The sequence below is a fragment of the Dokdonella sp. genome, from assembly GCF_035703485.1.
Taxonomy (GTDB): domain Bacteria; phylum Pseudomonadota; class Gammaproteobacteria; order Xanthomonadales; family Rhodanobacteraceae; genus Dokdonella.
On the sequence record NZ_DASSYD010000155.1, the window covers coordinates 1 to 18,489 of the forward strand.

The 18,489-nt window shown below is 57.5% G+C and carries 9 protein-coding genes, 5 tRNA genes and 1 pseudogene; 1 reads left to right on the forward strand and 14 read right to left on the reverse strand.

Translation table 11 applies throughout. The features are described 5' to 3' along the window. From lon to VFN25_RS12120, 12 genes are all read right to left on the reverse strand, one after another. Positions 1-2,450 (reverse strand): endopeptidase La (gene lon / locus VFN25_RS12065; protein ID WP_325142232.1); only part of this gene is annotated, 2,450 nt, incomplete at its 3' end. Positions 2,451-2,856: 406 nt separating this feature from the next. After that, positions 2,857-4,137: an ATP-dependent Clp protease ATP-binding subunit ClpX gene (gene clpX / locus VFN25_RS12070; RefSeq protein WP_325142234.1), complete on the reverse strand. Its 1,281-nt coding sequence runs from the start codon at positions 4,135-4,137 to the stop codon at positions 2,857-2,859. A gap of 115 nt (positions 4,138-4,252) precedes the next feature. After that, complete coding sequence (gene clpP / locus VFN25_RS12075) at positions 4,253-4,885, reverse strand: ATP-dependent Clp endopeptidase proteolytic subunit ClpP (RefSeq protein WP_325142236.1); 633 nt, start codon at positions 4,883-4,885, stop codon at positions 4,253-4,255. 25 nt (positions 4,886-4,910) lie between these two features. Beyond that, entirely contained in the window at positions 4,911-6,194 is a 1,284-nt protein-coding gene (gene tig, locus VFN25_RS12080) for a trigger factor (protein WP_325142238.1), read from the reverse strand. A gap of 323 nt (positions 6,195-6,517) precedes the next feature. Further along, positions 6,518-6,602 (reverse strand) — tRNA-Leu (locus tag VFN25_RS12085). Positions 6,603-6,683: 81 nt separating this feature from the next. After that, positions 6,684-6,759, reverse strand: a tRNA-Lys gene (locus VFN25_RS12090). Between the two features lie 61 nt (positions 6,760-6,820). After that, a tRNA-His gene (locus VFN25_RS12095) sits at positions 6,821-6,897 on the reverse strand. A 79-nt stretch (positions 6,898-6,976) separates the two neighbouring features. Beyond that, a tRNA-Arg gene (locus VFN25_RS12100) sits at positions 6,977-7,053 on the reverse strand. Between the two features lie 91 nt (positions 7,054-7,144). Then, a tRNA-Pro gene (locus VFN25_RS12105) sits at positions 7,145-7,221 on the reverse strand. A gap of 142 nt (positions 7,222-7,363) precedes the next feature. Further along, positions 7,364-9,034 (reverse strand): serine/threonine-protein kinase, encoded by a 1,671-nt coding sequence (locus VFN25_RS12110; RefSeq protein WP_325142240.1) that lies wholly within the window; start codon positions 9,032-9,034, stop codon positions 7,364-7,366. A gap of 27 nt (positions 9,035-9,061) precedes the next feature. Further along, the gene (locus tag VFN25_RS12115; protein ID WP_325142242.1) at positions 9,062-11,032 is read right to left on the reverse strand and encodes an autotransporter outer membrane beta-barrel domain-containing protein; all 1,971 of its coding nucleotides are present in this window, start codon (positions 11,030-11,032) and stop codon (positions 9,062-9,064) included. Beyond that, the gene (locus VFN25_RS12120; protein WP_325142243.1) at positions 11,029-16,107 is read right to left on the reverse strand and encodes a hypothetical protein; all 5,079 of its coding nucleotides are present in this window, start codon (positions 16,105-16,107) and stop codon (positions 11,029-11,031) included. The genes VFN25_RS12115 and VFN25_RS12120 overlap by 4 nt, the downstream gene beginning before the upstream one ends. Positions 16,108-16,204: 97 nt before the next feature. Here VFN25_RS12120 and VFN25_RS12125 point away from each other — a divergent pair, with 97 nt between their 5' ends. Further along, positions 16,205-16,390 (forward strand): hypothetical protein, encoded by a 186-nt coding sequence (locus tag VFN25_RS12125; RefSeq protein WP_325142245.1) that lies wholly within the window; start codon positions 16,205-16,207, stop codon positions 16,388-16,390. Positions 16,391-16,547: 157 nt separating this feature from the next. Here VFN25_RS12125 and VFN25_RS12130 read toward each other — a convergent pair whose 3' ends face one another. Next, positions 16,548-18,200, reverse strand: coding sequence for a caspase family protein (locus VFN25_RS12130; protein WP_325142247.1), 1,653 nt, complete (start codon positions 18,198-18,200; stop codon positions 16,548-16,550). A gap of 141 nt (positions 18,201-18,341) precedes the next feature. Next, a pseudogene (locus VFN25_RS12135) lies at positions 18,342-18,489 on the reverse strand (dihydropteroate synthase); the annotation flags it as partial.

Below are 18,489 nucleotides of genomic sequence, written 5' to 3' on the forward strand. Positions count from 1 at the left end.
GACGCATCCGAAGGCGTTGCGCGATTGACTGGCGTGAGCGGATGTTCAAGCGCAATGTCGAGGACTTCGTCAATCCATTTCACCGGCCGTATCTCCAGTGATCCGGTAACATTCTCCGGTATGTCCGCAAGATCCTTGCGATTTTCCTCCGGGATGATCACGGTGCCGACACCACCACGATGCGCAGCCAGCAACTTTTCCTTGAGGCCGCCTATCGGCAGAACTCGCCCACGCAAGGTGATTTCACCGGTCATCGCGACATCAGACCGCACGGGTATCCGGGTCAACGCCGAGACCAGAGCAGTGCACATGGCAACGCCTGCACTCGGCCCGTCCTTGGGTGTGGCACCCTCCGGAACGTGGATGTGCACATCGAGTTTCTGGTGGAATTCGGGGTCGACACCAAGTAGATCGACGCGTGCGCGGACGACACTGAGCGCGGCTTGAATCGACTCCTGCATGACATCGCCAAGCTGGCCGGTGTGCTGAAGCTTGCCTTTACCTGGCATCGTGGTCGCTTCAATACTGAGCAGATCGCCGCCGACTTCGGTCCAGGCCAATCCAGTCACCAGACCAATCTCGTTCTGCAATTCAGCTCGACCGAAATCGAATTTGCGCACACCGAGGTATTGATCGAGGTTCTTTGCGGTCACGCTCATGCTCTTGGGCTTTCCCGTCGCGGGCTTTTTCTTGCCCGCAGACTTGGTCGTTGCCGTCTTCTTTGGCGCCTTCGACTGGGTTGCAAGACTCAACTCCTTGACAACCTTGCGGCAGATCTTGGAGATCTCCCGCTCGAGGCTTCTGACACCGGATTCACGTGAGTAGTAGCGAATAACGTCGCGGATAGCGTCTTCGCTGACCGACAATTCACTCGCCTTGAGACCGTTTGCCTTGAGCTGTTTCGGAACCAGATAGCGCTCGGCAATGTTGACCTTCTCATCCTCGGTATAGCCTGGAATGCGAATGACTTCCATGCGGTCGAGCAGCGGGCCTGGAATATTCAGCGAATTGGCCGTGGCGATCCACATGACCTCACTGAGATCGAAATCGACCTCCAGGTAGTGATCGCTGAAGGCGTTGTTCTGCTCGGGATCAAGAACTTCCAGCAACGCCGAAGCAGGGTCGCCACGAAAGTCCATCGACATCTTGTCGATTTCATCGAGAACGAAGAGCGGATTGCGTGTCCCGGCCTTGGACATGTTCTGGATTATGCGTCCCGGCATCGAACCGATATAGGTTCGCCGATGACCACGAATCTCGGCTTCATCACGCACGCCGCCGAGCGACATGCGTACGAATTTTCGATTGGTTGCCTTGGCGATCGACTGGCCCAGTGAGGTCTTGCCGACACCCGGCGGACCGACCAGACAGAGAATCGGGCCCTTCATTGTGCGCACACGCTGCTGCACGGCCAGATACTCAAGGATGCGATCCTTGACCTTCTCAAGGCCGAAATGGTCAGCATCCAGCACTTCTTCCGCGACATGCAGGTCTCTGCGAACCTTGGTCCGCTTTTTCCACGGCGCACTGACCATCCAGTCGATGTAATTGCGCACCACGGTCGCTTCCGCCGACATTGGTGACATTTGCTTGAGCTTGCCAAGCTCGGCACGTGCCTTGGTCAGCGTCGCTTTCGGCATGCCTGCCGCTTCAATCTTGCGTGCCAGTTCCTCCAACTCGTTCGGTGCATCCTCAGAGTCGCCAAGCTCTTTCTGGATCGCCTTCATTTGTTCGTTGAGGTAGTACTCGCGCTGGCTCTTTTCCATCTGCGACTTGACCCGGCCACGAATGCGCTTTTCGATCTGCTGAACGTCGATCTCGCCATCGACGAGACTGATCAACTGCTCCAGGCGATCAGCGACATCAGCCGTTTCAAGAACCTGCTGCTTGTCCTGCAGACGCACCGAAAGATGTGCAGCGATGGTGTCGGCCAGTCGCGACGGATCTTCGAGCCCGGCAAGAGTGGTCATGAGCTCGGGCGGAATCTTGCGTGACAGCTTCACGAGCTGCTCGAAGAGCGACACCAACGAACGGGAAATGACATCCACTTCGCGGGGGTTGCGCGTATAGGCGGCATCAAGAGCGCGAGCACGACCCGTCAGCAACGAATTGCGCTCTGAAAAGCCGACGATTTCCGCGCGCGACGTTCCTTCAACCAGAACCTTGATGGTTCCATCGGGCAACTTGAGCAACTGCAGGATGGAAGCGATCGTTCCGATCGGATAGAGATCACCGGCCTCCGGCTCATCGACATCAGGGCTGCGCTGGGCGAGGAGGAGAATCTGCTTGTCGCCTTCCATCGCCGCATCCAGCGCTTTCACGGATTTCTCGCGGCCAACAAATAGCGGGATAACCATGTGCGGATAGACCACGACATCGCGCAGCGGCAGGATCGGCAACTCGATCACGTCGTCGGATACAGATGAACTGGCCTTGCTGGTCTTTTCCATTACTTTGAATCCTGCGCTTTCGGCGTCGGTGAAAGTCAAACGGCAGCGTGAATTCACGCTGCCGCAAGTTTAAGGCAACGCTGATCAAGTGGCACAGCCGTCATGGCATTCAGAAGGTTCGCCGGTCGTGCTGTGTGGCGAAGTGAAGGCTGGGTGCCTTGACGAGACGCGTGGTGCGGCTGGCGGACCTTCTGGATGCCACCTGTTTCAATCAAAACAATCGGTTAGGCAATACCTGTTTTCGCACATCTTTTAGTCGCGCTGGCTTGAAGTACGGCCAGTGCATCTGCGCCAACGCGCCGGGATCTGCACGCAGACAGGTGTCGTGACGATTGCGCCACTTGATCAACGCTGCCTTACATGCGGTCATTGCACCGCAATACAAGCGGACGGCAACCTGCCGTTACTACTCCGCAACAGCGGCCCGCGCCTGCATGTTGCCTTGATAAATCAGATAGGGCTCGGCCTGACCGTTGATCACCGCCTCATCGACAACAACCTTGCTGACGTGCTCCAACGAGGGAAGGTCAAACATCGTGTCAAGCAGGACCTGCTCAATAATGGTGCGCAAACCTCGCGCTCCGGTCTTGCGCTCCAGTGCTTTTCTGGCCACGGCTGCCAGCGCATCGGGACGGAATTCGAGCTCGACATCTTCCATCTCGAACAATCGCTTGAACTGCTTGGCGATGGCGTTCTTCGGCTCGCTCAGAATCTTGATCAGAGCCTCTTCATCGAGCTCCTCAAGTGTCGCCACCACCGGCAGGCGGCCAACGAACTCCGGAATCAAGCCGAACTTGATCAAATCACCTGGCTGCACCTGACCCAACAGCTTTCCGGTATCGACCTTGTCAGCGCTGGTACGAATCTCGGCATTGAAGCCGATTCCCGCGTTTTCCGAGCGTTGCTGGATGATCTTCTCAAGGCCGGAAAATGCTCCACCGACGATGAACAGCACATTCTTGGTATCGACCTGGAGGAATTCCTGCTGCGGGTGTTTGCGTCCACCTTGCGGCGGTACGGAAGCCACCGTACCTTCGATCAATTTCAGCAGTGCTTGTTGCACTCCCTCACCGGAAACGTCCCGAGTGATCGACGGATTTTCACTCTTGCGAGAAATCTTGTCGATCTCATCGATGTAGACGATGCCGCTCTGCGCCTTTTCGACATCGTAGTCGCATTTCTGCAGAAGCTTCTGGATGATGTTTTCGACATCTTCGCCGACATAGCCCGCTTCGGTCAGCGTGGTCGCATCGGCGATCGTGAACGGCACGTTGAGCAAGCGCGCCAACGTTTCCGCAAGCAGGGTCTTGCCCGAACCGGTCGGCCCAACCAGCAGGATATTCGATTTGGCCAGTTCGACCTCGTCGTTGCGACTGCGTGATTCAAGGCGTTTGTAATGGTTGTAGACGGCAACCGCGAGCACCTTCTTGGCACGCGATTGACCGATTACGTACTGATCGAGAACATCAAGGATTTCCTTCGGCTTGGGCAGGTGACTGCGCGCGGAAGCCGCTTTTTCCTCAAGTTCCTCACGAATGATGTCATTGCACAACTCAACACATTCATCGCAGATGAATACGGAAGGGCCCGCAATCAGCTTGCGAACTTCGTGCTGGCTTTTGCCACAGAAAGAGCAATAGAGGATCTTTCCGCCGTCGCCCGATCGGCCTTGTCGCTCTTCAGTCATGCCACGCCTCGGGTTATTTCACTTGATGCCGGGCGAGCATAGCACAGCAATTTCCCGTATCCGGCCAAACTGGCCACAGCGGAATTCACCGGTAATCTCGCCCGCAGTCGGATGTTCAAACGGAATGCACGGTCTCGGTCGGTCGACGCTCAAGTACCGCATCGATCAAACCGTAGGACTTCGCATCCTGGGCGTTAAAGAACAAATCACGCTCGACGTCACGCTCGATGCGCTCGATGGTCTGCCCGGTATTCTCCGCCAACTCTTCATTCAGGCGGCGACGCAGATAGAGAATCTCCTTGGCCTGAATCTCGATATCCGTAGCCTGTCCCTGAGCGCCACCCGACGGCTGGTGGATCATCACGCGTGAATTTGGCAGGCCATATCGCTTGCCCTTCTGACCTGCGGCGAGCAGAAATGCACCCATGCTGGCCGCCTGACCGATAACCATGGTGCTGACGTCGGGTTTGAGGAAACGCATGGTGTCGTAGATCGCCAGGCCCGCAGTCACCGAGCCACCCGGGCTGTTGATATAGAGATTGATGTCCTTGTCCGGATTCTCCGATTCAAGAAACAGCAACTGGGCTACCACCACGTTGGCCACGTAGTCGTCGATCGGACCGACCAGAAAAATCACCCGCTCCTTGAGCAGTCGCGAGTAGATATCGTAAGCGCGCTCGCCGCGCGAGGTCTGCTCGACGACCATCGGCACGAGATTGAGAGCCTGAATCGGTGATTGACTGGACATGCTGGATCTCCGTTGGTCCCGGTGCTCAGGCACCCGGACGCATGATTTCGCTGAACGTGAGCTTGTGCTCGCTGACCATTGCTTTCTCCGCGATCCAGTCAATAACCTGATCCTCAAGGACGCGGCTCTGCAGGCCACTCATCAGTTGGGCATCCTTTGAGTAAAGTTCAACTACCTGCTCGGGCTCTTCATAAGTCGATGCAATGGCACTGAGAGAAGCAGACACGCGGCGCATATCGACGCGAATCTCGTTCTGACGTGCGATCTCGGCCAGCAGGATACCGCCGGCGACGCGACGACGAGCCGAGGCCATGAACGGCTCATGGGCAACGTTTTCCTGTTTGCCACCAGCCGACTGCTTGGCCAGTTCACGCGCTTCACTCTCGATCAGGCCGTTTGGCAATTCGAGATCGGCATGGGCATCAATCAGCTTTTCAACGGCCGATGCCTTCAGTCGCGATGCCAGCGCAGCTTCAAGCTCGCGCTCGAGATTGGAACGCACATCCTCGCGGAATTTTTCAAGTCCGCCTTCGAAGACACCAAACGTCGACAGGAATGCATCATCCAGCTCCGGCAGCTTGGGCTCCTGGACACGGACAATCTTGAAGCTTGCATGAGCTGACTTGCCTGCCAGGCCTTCGATGCGGAAATCCGACGGGAAATCGAGATCCTTTTCAAACTCGTCATCGACGACATGGCCGAGCAGTTCATCCTCAAGTCCTTTGAACAAGGCATCGGAACCGACGATGGTACCGACGCGATCTGTCCCGGTTTCGGGATAACGGAAATCCGACGCCTGCGCGGCAAATTCGAACAGGACCATATCGCCAGCCTGAGCCGGCCGATCGATCGGATTCCAGGTTTGACGCTGTACGCGCAAAGTCTGGATCATGGTATCGATATCAGCGTCCTCGACACTCGACACCTGCTTGACGATCTCAAGCCCGCTGACATCGATCGCGCCGATTTCAGGCATGACCTCGAACGACGCGGTGTACTCGATTTCACCATTGTCAGGCTTGCCGCTGGTTGAAATCGAGGGCTGCATGGCCGGTCGCAATTTCTCATTGCTGACCGCTTCCTGGAACGAGGATCCAATCAACTCGGACAGCGCCTCGCCACGAATCTGCGCACCGAAGCGCTGCTCGATCACCTTGGTTGGCACCTTGCCAGGCCGGAAACCCTTGAGGCGCGCATTGCGACCCATTTCCTGAACCCGATTGCGGACCGTATCTTCGAGACGTGCGGCAGGAATGCGCACAGTCAATTTGCGTCCGAGATTGCCGACGTTCTCAACCGAAACTTGCATGAATGCTCCTTGAAACGACTATTCCCGACTCTGGGCCGGGCGTGGCTAGCCGACTATGATAAAGCATTGTGGCGAGGATTCGCAGGGGGATATAGGCGAATTATTGCGTTCAATCGGGTCGGTGTCCGCCTTTGGCGCCACGATACTGTCGGGCTCCGGCTCGAAACGGCGCTGAAATGCAAAGAAAGCTCGCCTTGCCAACCAGCTCATCTGCGTTGCCGCCAAAGCATCTGCACAGGGCTCTAGTATTGCTCTCTGAACCGCAAAAAGCTGTCCGCTCTTCTGCGTTGCCGCTAAAGCATCCGCACAGGGCTCTTTCGGTTTGGTGCGAAAGGAGAGACTCGAACTCTCACGGGTTGCCCCACTGGAACCTAAATCCAGCGCGTCTACCAATTCCGCCACATTCGCAACGCGTGGGACCTGGACAACGCCATTGATGCTCTCGATGACGTATCTCGGCGGCCGCAATGCATGCGACCGGAGTCTGTTTGGTGGGTCGTGAAGGATTCGAACCTTCGACCTATTGATTAAGAGTCAACTGCTCTACCAACTGAGCTAACGACCCGAACAGACAAACAAGTTTATCAAAGTGCGATCAGATGGAGAACCGTCAGATCACGAAAATTTGGGGTGAGCGAGGGGACTCGAACCCCCGACATCCGGAATCACAATCCGGGACTCTAACCAACTGAGCTACGCCCACCATTGAAACGCTGTGAAACTTCCTGACACTGGCTGCCGCCTGATTCGATCCGCAACGCATGCAGCGGAACTCCTCACTGTGGCACGCCCGACAGGAATCGAACCTGCAACCCTCGGCTTAGAAGGCCGATGCTCTATCCGGTTGAGCTACGGGCGCATCGTCAGCAGCTGAGAAACCATCCAATCCGATTGCCGACGTCACAATCCTTCAAACGCGACACCTGAATATTTCAGTCGCAGAACCGGAATGGTCGGGGTAGAGGGATTCGAACCCCCGACATCCTGCTCCCAAAGCAGGCGCGCTACCAGACTGCGCTATACCCCGCCGATTTCTACTTTCGAGTGTACCCGATTCGGCGACGACTACCGGGAAGGCGCGGAATGGTAATGTCGCCGCCGGTGTACGTCAATGCATGATGTCGGCGCGATCACGCTGGCAAGATGCCAAAAGCGCTCTTTGAGCGCACTCAGGGTTCTGGCAACTGGGCCAATTCCTTGCTCGCCCACTCTTTCAACCAGGCGGGATTGGTTTTCTCCTGCTGCTGGGCAATCAGATAGCTGCGGTACTCGTTTGGCTGCATTCGTTCTTTCAACTCAGCGACTGCCGTTTTCAGGCCTGAGCGCGCCGCGCCGTTATGCGAATCGAGCTTGAGCACGTCAGCGTAGGCATAGACCGCATCCTCCGCGTAGCCCCCGGCGAGGTATTCCGCACCATCCTTGAGATTGGTTTGCAGAGCAGCAGCTTGCGCGGGCTTGAGTCTCGACACCGTTAACCAGCTTTGAATCGGGTCTGCGGCAACCCACCCAATCAGAAGCACAACACTGAGCACGGCAGCCGCGATACTGCCGATCTTGCGCCAGTCTGGCGCTTCAAATGCGCGCTTGAACTGGGCTGCATCGGCAAATCGTTGTTCACGCTTGAATTCCAGTGCCTTGCGCAAGGCTTGCCATTCGACCCGAGTCAGCGACTTCGGCCGTGATGGCCGCATCTTTTCCTGGAAAGCCAGATCCGCGCGGACATGGTTGAAAGGATGAGCGCCTGCGTGCATCGCGTAGATGATGCAACCCAGCGCGTAGACGTCATCGGACGGCGTTGGCCGTTGCCGATTGAGCATCTCCAGGCTGGCGTAGTCGATGGTCAGTGCAAACAGGTCATCGGCGTCGAAAACGGTATCGTACTCACGTCGTCTGGCGATACCGAAATCGAGGATTTTCAGATTGCCTTCGCTATCAACCATCATGTTCGATGGCTTCAGGTCGGCATGTGACAGATCGCGCGAATGCGCGTAGCTCATGCCCGCAAGCATGCCGGTGGTCAGGTGGGCGCGCTCGGGCGGGGTCAGCGGATTGGCATTGGAAGCGCGCATTCGCGCGTGCAGGGCAACGCCTTCGACAACCTCCATGGTCAGATAGACCAGACCATCATCCCGATCAAAATCAAACACCTTGACGATATTCGGATGATTCAGGGATTGCGCGTTTTTCGCTTCGCGCTGCAGGGCAACAAAGGCCTTCTCAAAGCCGATCAAACTGCCGGTAATGAACTTGATGGCGACAAAAGGATCGGGATCCAGGGCTTCCATCTTGCGCAAGTCGCGCGCACGGAAGACTGCACCCATACCGCCGCGACCGAGTTCCTCGATCAGCTCGAAACGATCCCGGATGAAATCGCCGGTATTCGGAAGTTCATCACGATCAGCCGCACTTCCTGCCGTGCGGGCTGCGGAAGGTGAAGCTGAGGCGCCGGTCGCCGGCGCAGGAACCTGAATAATGCGTGGAGCCGGTGCCGAAACTGACGTTTCCAGCGGCGCTGCCGGCAGCGGCGCATGCGGCATCGAAACGCTGGTTTGCGGCATTTCGGAGGCCGCCGGTTGCGCAGACTTGTCTTGCGCCGGTTTCAGTATCCGCGTTGCACCCGCGTTTGCATCGTCTTCTTCAGCGGCAAGACGGGCGACAACCACCGTGGCACTCGCGTCACGTTCGATGATCCGTGTTGGCGCTTCGACGCCCTCATCTGGCGAATTGCCTGCATGATTTGCGCGGTCCGGCATCAGTCGGGTCGGCTGGTCCTCCGATGGATTGTCGACTGTTTTGTCTGAACCTGGCGATGCCTGGCCATCCTTCTTGTCATTACTCATCGGTCAGCGCTAGCCATTCTAGAAAATTCAAAGGGGGAATCTGACGTCGAAACGCAGTGCCCAGCGATCGACATCCTGGAAACTGAAGGTCTTCATGAAGCCCGTGTTGAAATCAACGGTACGCGTACCAATCGGTCTACTGAAACTCAACCCCAATTCCGCCGTGCCGTAACGGCGATCCGGCTCTTCCATTGACAGGGAAAGCGGCGTTTGGGTGCCATCAATATTGTTCCGGGCGAAACTCGCCAGCAAATCCTTTGATGAGCCACTATCGGCGAAAAAATAGGCTCGCAAATAGGGCCGGAAAGCACCCACCGACGTCGCAAAGGTGCGATCGAAATAGCTGCCGACCGAAAACGAGGTGCTATTCGCCTTCCTGTCTGAATAACTCAGGTTGAATTCCGAGGGGCCTGTTTCAGTGAATGAATCATAGTCGGTGCGCAAGACAGATAGCTGGGCTTGCGGCGCAATGGTCCAGGTTCCGCGCATGATCGTGTACGTCACACCAAAATTGGCCCCGAGCTGATTCACGCCCTGCTTGCCAACTGCGATATCGCGTCCGAGTGATGAATAGGCATCGCCCGCATCGTTCAATTCATACAGTTCGATCACGCGCTTCTGGGTGTAGTCACTACTCATGTAGCTCACTGAGGCATCGAGACTGAAACCGTTTGGAATCGAGTATCCGGAGTAGATATGGAGTGATCTTGAATTTGCATCCAGTGAGCCCTGATCCAGCGAATAATCGGCGCTGAATTGTGAATAGCCCAGCGCAGCACCGGCGAAGAACCGATCACTGAATCGGTAGTCCACGCCGCTGGTCAGATCCCATGTATCCGACTTGAACCCTGTGTTGGATTCGCGACGATCAGCATCACCACCGCCAACGGTACCGCTTACCCACAGTCCCAGGCGTGTTCCGCCAAGCAGGGTCCGTTTTTCTTCGTTTCGCGCAGACTCATCGTCGTCGACACTCAACAACGGCCCCAGACTGGCCAGCGAGAGCGGACTTCCATTGCTGATGAAGGTCAGGCCCCCGGCACTCACCTTGCCACCCGTGTCACCCGCCCTGAGCTCAGCGAGGCGGCCGGAAAGATTATCGAACTGCCCGGTAGCGAGAAGCGGCGCGACGAAGGCAATTGCGGTGGTTTCGTCCGGAGCAATTGCCAGAAGATTGTTTTCCAACACGACATTGGCGTTTTGCCGGACATCCGCCGGCGTATCGGGATTGACGATCAGATTTGTCACGTTCTGCGTCGCCAGACAACCCGGACTACCCGAACCACCACCCTCGGCACCGCAGAATTCCGTTGTCGCCACACTCACCTTGTTGGCGGCCGGATCGATACCCGGAATGATCTCCGCACCGTCTCGGATCAAGGCCTGACCAAGAATAGACACTGCGACCAGAGGTGCATTACTACCCGGGATCGTACCGACAATCGGCGATCCGTCCAGCTGGATCGCCTGGAATGAACCCTCGGTTCTTACGACATTGAGTGTCTGATTCTGGCTGGTTTGCCCTCCATCCAGCAGTTCAATCCGGACCGTGGCAGGTACAGGAGCGGCTGAACCGCCGGCCGCACCATCCACAAGATTAAGCAACGCCATGCCCGGTGTTGAAAGATAGTCGCTGCCGCGAACAGCCGTCCCGCCGGCGGCATCGAAAGGCACCAAAGCCGTTCCCTGCAGTCTCGAACAGGTCAATGTGACATTGAGGACGACATCAGCAGACGTATCGGTGCCGCGCTGCAGTTCGATACTGGTCACGCCATTGCGTGGCTCAACGGTAAAGGCGAAAGCGACGTTTTCATCCATGCAGGAATTGGCACCAAGGCCAACACTTCCGGCCTTGGCCACATGGCTGGTCGTCTGTCCGTTCTTGCGCACGACAACCAACTGCTGGTTGGCCCAGGACAGAGTCGGTACGAGCATGAACGCGGTAACAAGCAGCGTGCTGAAGGTGCCTGTTCGCGGCAGGTGCTTGCGAAAAATCATGGCGTTCCCCCAGCCGACAATTCAATGGAATTATTGGAAGTATCCGAATCCCCCGAGGCACTGAGCTGCATGGTAGCGGCCGAAGATCCGTTCAAGGCGACAAACACGGTCAATGCACCGCCCTGGGAAAGCTGCCCCAGAGTACAAGTGGCTCCAGAGCACTGGATACCCTGCGATTCAGGCGGACTGGGGCAGATGACGCTTGTGTTTCCTTGATCGTCGGTTGTCGTCGTGCAGGCCGACGCGTAAGGCGCCAGCAGGAACAACGACGATGCCGGAGACACCGACACCTGAGACATTGACGAGGGTGTCGGCGAGAGGTTGACCACATCAATCAAGGTCCCGGCGACTCCACCCGCACTGAAGGGGCGCGGATTCATCAAGGCAAGGTCTATCGCTTGACCGACCGGATTGCTGACACTGCAGCTTTGGCAGCTGATGTTGCTGATTCCGGTGGCACTAACCGAATTGACCACGGCGTTGGTTGCATCTGAAGCGACCGTTGCTGAAATCGTCACGCTGGTTTGTCCGGTGAAACCGGCGCCAATCGTGCAAGTCAGATTGCTGCCGGGATCGGGCGCGAGATTGTCGCAACTGACATCTGCGCTCGGCACGACACTGATGTTCGAAACTGAGCCAGGCAACACGTCACGAAGTGCCAGAGTCGCGGTCGTTGGACCGCCTGAGTTCAGCACCGAAAGCGTCCACGAAATCGGCTCACCCGGGCCCACGGTTGATCCGGCTGCTGGCGTTGCCGACTTGCTCACCACGACATCCGCCAATGGCGTAACCGGGAGGCTGGACACTGCCTGGCAACTGGAAGGATTGCACTGGATGTCCTCACCAAACAACTGGGCTCGATTGAAGACAGTACCGGTCGCCGTCGACGAAACGGAGGCGTCGACCGTGTAGGTCAGTGCCGACCCCGGTGGCAGGAACTCGATCATTTCGTTCAGAGCACCCGATCCTGATGACTGCTCGCAGTAGGCGTCGCCGCTGGCGCTGCAGGTCCAGTTGAATGATGTCAGTCCACTCAAGATCGGATCGTAGAACTGAATTGAGCTGGCGGAGACATCGCCGGTATTGGCCAACCTGACCGTGTAGCGCACGTTTCCGCCAGGCGTGAGCGAATTCCGGTCGGCCGTCTTCGTGATGCTCAGCGTGGCTGGGCCTTGTGAGCCCAACGGTGCCGATACGCTGACAAAGCACTCTGCTGGTATGCAAGCGAACTGCGGCTCTTGGGGATCCACCGTGACGCCCGCCGTGTAATCAGCCGTTGGCGGCAAGGTTTGGCCAAACTCCGGGGTAATCGTATAGGTTACCGAGGCATTGGCTGGAAACACCTCGATGTAGTCAACCAGTTCGCCGGTTCCTGACGGGCTGCAAAAGGTATTGGTTGCCATACAGGTCCACGAGGATGAGGCAAAATCCGGAGCATCGATGCCATAAACTTCAACGTTATAAACATCTGTTGGCCCAGAATTGTTGATCGTATAGGCGAAGCTTCCCGAGCCGGTTCCGTCTGGGTTGAAATCCAGGGCCAATTCGAGGGTCGGCGACCCCGTGGGCAATGAGACTGATACGCCACACGACGCGGGCACGCAATTGAAAGTGCCTTCGGGAGCGCCTCCACCAGTCTGGCCACCGGGAGTCACCTGAACCTGGTAGTCGATCGTCGACGGCAGCGTCGCGCCTACGGTTGCCGTGATCGTGTACGTCGCACCTGCTCCGGGAGGTATAAAGAAGAACGCGTCGTCCAAAGGCCCGCTCCCGGAGGGCGGGCAAAAGAACTTGCCGCCTCCACCGGTCGCCGCACAGGTCCAGGAGCTCGACGTGAAGCTCGGGGAATCAAAGCCTGAAATCTGGACGTTTTGCGCATCCCCGCCTGAATTGAAGATATCGAACGTGTAGGTAATGGTGCTATTCGGCTGGACGGTTGAAACATCAGCGCTCAGCGACAGATCCAGCTCTTCAAGACCGTTGTACACATAAAGCACTTTCGTGCAGTCCATGGGATTGCACAAAACACCTTGACCAGGATTGGCACTGACGATGAAGTCCAGTTCAGGAGGAATCGATGAAGCCGTGTTGGCCATGATGGTGAATGTCGCGACTGCGCCAACCGGCAAAAGAGGAACAAACTCATTGATTTCACCAGAGCCGGAACCAATTGTCGGGCAGACTCCCGTTGTCGAGCCGGAACAGGTCCATGACGAAGAATCGACGCCGACCGGATTGGTGGTGTTGACCTGAATGCCCTGGAGATCTGCTCCTCCGGTATTCGTAATCGTATAGGTGTAAGTGAATGTGCTGTTCGGATAGATCTCGAACTCACTGCTCGCGACATCAAGCGTAATCTCCGACATGCCCAACAGCTCGTTCGGCAAGATCGAACTGGCCAGACACGAGACCGGCGCACAGGTATCGCCTTGCGCAGGCTGAACTTGCACAACGAACTGGGCACCGGAATCGGGATGTTGAGCAATCGAGCCGTTGACGACGAAATGCATTTGGCCGACCGCAGGCTTTTCATCGCTGCTTGCCGGCTCATAAACCGGCAGCGAGGCGATGGCCTGATTGATCGGGCCAGTACCTTCGGCGGCCGGGCACTCGGCACCTGTGCAAGTCCAGTTGTTGATGGAAATGCCGGAGCCAGCCATCACATTGGACAAGGAAAACGGGCCGGAGCTCTCGGACCCGAGATTGCGCACATCGACGTTCCAGGTCGTCGAAGCGCCAGGATGGGCGATGTTCGCCGATGCGGCGACCACTACGTTGAGATTGGCGGAAGGAACATCGGTCACCGGCAATGAAAGAGTGCTGGCGCAGCCCTGATCGGCACATTTTGCCTTGGCACCCGGGGTCGTCGTGGCGATCGTCGAGATAACCGATGGCGCATCGTTTGCCAGCCTCGATTGAATCGAGTAGCGCAGGCTGGCATTGAACGCCAGCTCGGCAATGCTTGCATCGATGGCTCCGGATCCGGACGCTTGTGGACAAACCGCTCCACCAAAACCGGAGCAGGTCCAGTTCGAGTGCTGGATTCCGGCAGCCAATGGCAGGACGAGACGGGTATCGAGGGTCGGGCCACCAATGTTCTTCAAGGTCAGCGTGTGGTGAATCGCGCCACCGCGCAGGAGTTGCTGTTCGTCGGCCGATTGGGTCAGCTCAAGTTTTGGTGCGTAGCTGCTGGAGATTCGATCCACGCACGATGCACTAGCGGGCACGCCAGCCGCCTGATTGTGGCAGCGACCGTTCTGCCCCGGGATTGCAGTCAGAACGCTGCTGGCACTTTCGGGCTGCGTGTTGTCGACCTGAGCGGTGACGTGATAACGCACGCCGGACCCGCTTGGCATCTGCTTCAGTTTTGATGTGATGTTGCCGCTACCGCTGGCTTCAGGACACCCCATGCCGAGCCCGCTGCAAGCCCAGGAGATGCTGCTAACGCCACGCGGGAGAAAATTGCGCACCTGAACCAAATCGGCTTTTGCACCCAGGTTGAAGACATCGACGAAGTAGTCGACCATGCTTCCCGGAGTCAATGTACTGGCCGACATGGACTGATCGAGCGCCAGCACCGGAACCGTCGAAAACTGAGCGCTGGCAACACAGGCATGGCTGTTTGCGTCGGTTATTCCACAGCCCAGACTGGCGGAAGCCGGTGCGGTCAAGGTGGCCCGGCTGTTGACGGTTGCGGGCGGATGCGAGCCAACCCGCGCCTGGATCACATAGTTCAGGTCTGACGACGGCGCAAGCTGCGCAAACATCTCGCGAATGGCGCCTGATCCGGAGGCTTTCGGACACGCTGTCGGCGATGCGCTGCCAGCGCTGCAAGTCCAGGATTCAAACCTGCTGATGCCTTCGGGCAACGGCACATGCAAAACCACGTTTCGTGCTGTTGCTGCTGATGCGGCGTTACCGATGTTGATTCGATAGGTGACAACATCAGGGCCATTGGCGCCGAGGCTGTCAACGCTCTGGCTCAGCTTCAATCCCGCATGAGCAGGCGTCACCGAGTACAGCGCGGCACACGATCCGTCGCTTCCACCCGCCGTGCAGCGGCCCCGCGGCGATGGCGTCACAAGCAAGGCATTCGTCGCCTTGCTGGTCGCCGACGATGCAACTTGGGAAACCAGATCGTAGATCAGGCGACCGTTGGTCGGCCACGAGGCGATGGTTTGATGAATCGCACCATTGCCGCTTGCTTGCGGGCATGTGGCGCCTTCGCCAACGCAGGTCCAACTCAGGCGCGAAACGCCCGCCGCCAGCGCTGCATCCACGACACTGCCACTCGCCGAGGCGCCGCTGTTATCCAGCACAAAGCGTGTTGCGATCGAGGTCGCATCGGCGCGATAGTCTTCGCTTCGACTGACAAGAAGGTTCGCCGACGTTGCGAGGATGCTTCTTGCTGTGCATGGCGAGGACTGGTTGCTCATCGCGCCATTACTGGTGATGACGCAACTGCCGCCATACGGCGGAACGGCAACGACGGCCTGGACGATACTTGCGGGCGCATCCGCCGCCACGGTCGCGGTGACATCAAAACTTACGCTGCCTCGCGAGAAGTTTCCCAGCACCTGGTTGATCGATCCCTGTCCGGTTGCTTCAGAACACGCGCCGACGTTTGAATGACAGCGCCAGCTACTGTTGACCAGCCCATTGGGCACCGGACTGCGCAAGACGGTTCCGCCGCTATCTGCCTGCGTGCTGACCGTGTGCGCTGAAATCGTGTACCTGACTTGCTCACCCGGATTTCGCGCTGCCGCCTGCGAACGAATATTCAGAATGACACCGGGACCCGTTGCCAGACTCAGACTCGAACGACAGGGCGCCGTTTCCGCGTTTGCGCAGCGTGCTTCGCCGACCAGATCCGTTTTTGCCGAAATTTCGACGAACGCCGGAGCTGAATCGCTGACATTCGCCCTGAACACATACTCCAGTGTCGAGTTCGAGCCGAGTCCCTGCAAGGATGCGTCCAGGGCACCGCTGCCAGCGCTGCTTGAACATTGACTGCCTGCTGTCGCCGAACATGTCCATGCCAGATTGTTCAAGCCAGAGGGAACAGGGACAGACAAGCGATTTCCGCTATCGCCGCCTCCTCCCTTGTTGTGGACACGGACAACAAACTGAGTAGCTGCCCCGGCGACCAGAGCTTGACCTGGCGCCTCAACCTTGACGGCAATATTTGCCGACGAGGCGGACGGCGTTGCTGCGAAAACCGACATGGGCAGAGTGAAGGCCAAACCGGTGAGCAACGCCCTGGAGCAGGTGAGAGCGCATGAACGCAGCGCGATCGACCTTGTCCTGACAGTCATGTTTTTCCCCTATTTTACACGCTTCATTTTAAATAAGATCTAGAAACAGCTGCCTGCGAAGTGAGCTTCAATGCGGGATGCAACATCCACAAATTCACCACGATCGCTCTATTGAAAAATAATGTGGCAGACCATTCCAAGCCTCGTCCTGTCAAACAAGCCGCGGCGCCGATCAGGGCGCGCTCGGCTTCGTATTCTCATCAGCCCTGATCGGGCGCTGCTCTCGGCACCAGGAAAAATGCGCCTCCCGCATCACCCGCTTCACGCACTTTCTTCAGATCAGGAGTCTGCACCAGCCCGATGCGCTCCGCACTGGCCTGAACCGGTGCCTTCAATGCTTCCTCAAGACCGGTCTGAGTCAGAATTCGATCATTGTCACGCAACACCTTGAGCAATGCAGATGCAAAAACGGAGTGGCCGTCGCCGGCCTGGTCGAGTACCGGGCTCAGGCCTCCGGAAGAAAGCACATATCGCGCCTTGCGGCTCATGTAGCCACTTGGAATATCCTTGCGATACTCGGCAGGGCCGCCGTTATAACTGCTTACTGATCCTGACAGGGCACTGCCAAAACACGAATCGGCGATAACGAGAATGCTGCGCGCCTTGAACATGGCGAGGAACTCAGCCAGGGTTTCAGTTGGCAGCGCCGGGCTGCGCTCCGCTTGACGCGCGTCCAATGGCAACCAGAAACCACGCTGCGCAGCGTTCAACACGCCATGCCCGGCGAAATAGATCAAGACGTTGTCATTCGGGCCAATCTGGGTCGATAGCTGGACGATGCCGCCGACGATCGAACTGAAATCGGCATCAAGCAGGGTCGTGGTCTGGAATCCGTAGCGCTGCTTGAGCACATCCGCGATTGCGCGGGCGTCACTGATCGGGGTCTTCAGTGGGTCATAGCTGGTGTAGTTCTGCACGCCAATGATCAGCGCGTGATATTTGCCGAAATTGATGCCATCTGCAGCGACTGATGCAGCCGTTGGAGCAGACGTTTCAGGAATGGTCACGCTGCGTGTGGCCAGCCCGCCCGGTGTCTCATTCTTCGGCGCGGCACTCAACGCGGTCAATTGACGATCCGCGTCGGCTTGCTGATTCATCGCCTTCTTGAGTTTTTCCTGCAATGCCAGCATTTTTCTGGAGTCTCGCTTGCGGCTGGCGTTCTCGGACTTCAACGCTGCTACTTCACCCTGTAACCGGGTCACTTCGGATTCTGCAGCGGAACGCTGGTCTGCGAGCTCCTGGCGCAAGGCCGCGTTTTTCTTTTCGACCTCGGCAACACGGGAATCCGCCTCCTTGCTGCTGACCAGGTCGTTCCCGGTAATACCCATCGCCTCGCGATAGAGATTGACCGCACCAGCCTCATCGACCGGCATGCCGTGGCCACTCTCCATCATCGCGGCAAGCGAAAGCTTGGCTTCATTGGATCCTGAGGCGGCCGCCTTGCGGTACCACTTGGCTGCCTCCTCGTAGTCGGGCATCGTATCCATGCCCTTCTCGTAGATCTGGCCGACATAGAACTGTGCCGTGGCATCGCCGCCCTTGGCCTTGTCCATCCATACCGCGAGGCTGGATTTCATGCTGGCACGGTCATAAGCGGTGTATTCGCCGCCGCGCATGGCGCAAAGCTGGGCGGTGGTCTTTACCGGCAACCGCGGCCCCATGTACGACATCGCCCCGGAACGACGCATCTGTCCCGGGAGCAGGCAGTCAACAACCATCATCGAATCGATCGGCTGGACGCCGGCGAGCGCGCCGTTGTTGCTTACGTAGGGTTGCCAGGACTCTGCAGCGTGTGCAGTGGATCCGGTGAAGAGAACCAGCGCGATTGCCGCGCAGGTAGTTGAAAACTTCATGGCGCATTCTCCGGGTGGAATGAATTCAAATACGATCAAACCGGGAATCTGGATGCACATTAAAACGCAAACTGCGGCTCTGTGCTCGTATTCGAAAAAAACTTCGTTTTCCGAGACCCTGTCGAGATTTTGGCGACCGCATCAATCGTCCTCCCAAAGTCCAGCATTTCCAACGGCTTGCGATCGCAACTCGGGTATTTTTACCGCGTCGACAGCAGACCATACCTTGAGTGCATCGTTCGTCGCCGCAACATCATGCACGCGCACGATGGACGCACCATGTTGAACC

Excerpts from the sequence above, each read along its gene's own strand:
- clpX (WP_325142234.1), bottom strand. The coding sequence starts at position 4,137 with ATGACTGAAGAGCGACAAGGCCGATCGGGCGACGGCGGAAAGATCCTC.
- clpP (WP_325142236.1), bottom strand. The coding sequence starts at position 4,885 with ATGTCCAGTCAATCACCGATTCAGGCTCTCAATCTCGTGCCGATGGTC.
- tig (WP_325142238.1), bottom strand. The coding sequence starts at position 6,194 with ATGCAAGTTTCGGTTGAGAACGTCGGCAATCTCGGACGCAAATTGACT.
- VFN25_RS12110 (WP_325142240.1), bottom strand. The coding sequence starts at position 9,034 with ATGAGTAATGACAAGAAGGATGGCCAGGCATCGCCAGGTTCAGACAAA.
- VFN25_RS12115 (WP_325142242.1), bottom strand. The coding sequence starts at position 11,032 with ATGATTTTTCGCAAGCACCTGCCGCGAACAGGCACCTTCAGCACGCTG.
- VFN25_RS12130 (WP_325142247.1), bottom strand. The coding sequence starts at position 18,200 with ATGAAGTTTTCAACTACCTGCGCGGCAATCGCGCTGGTTCTCTTCACC.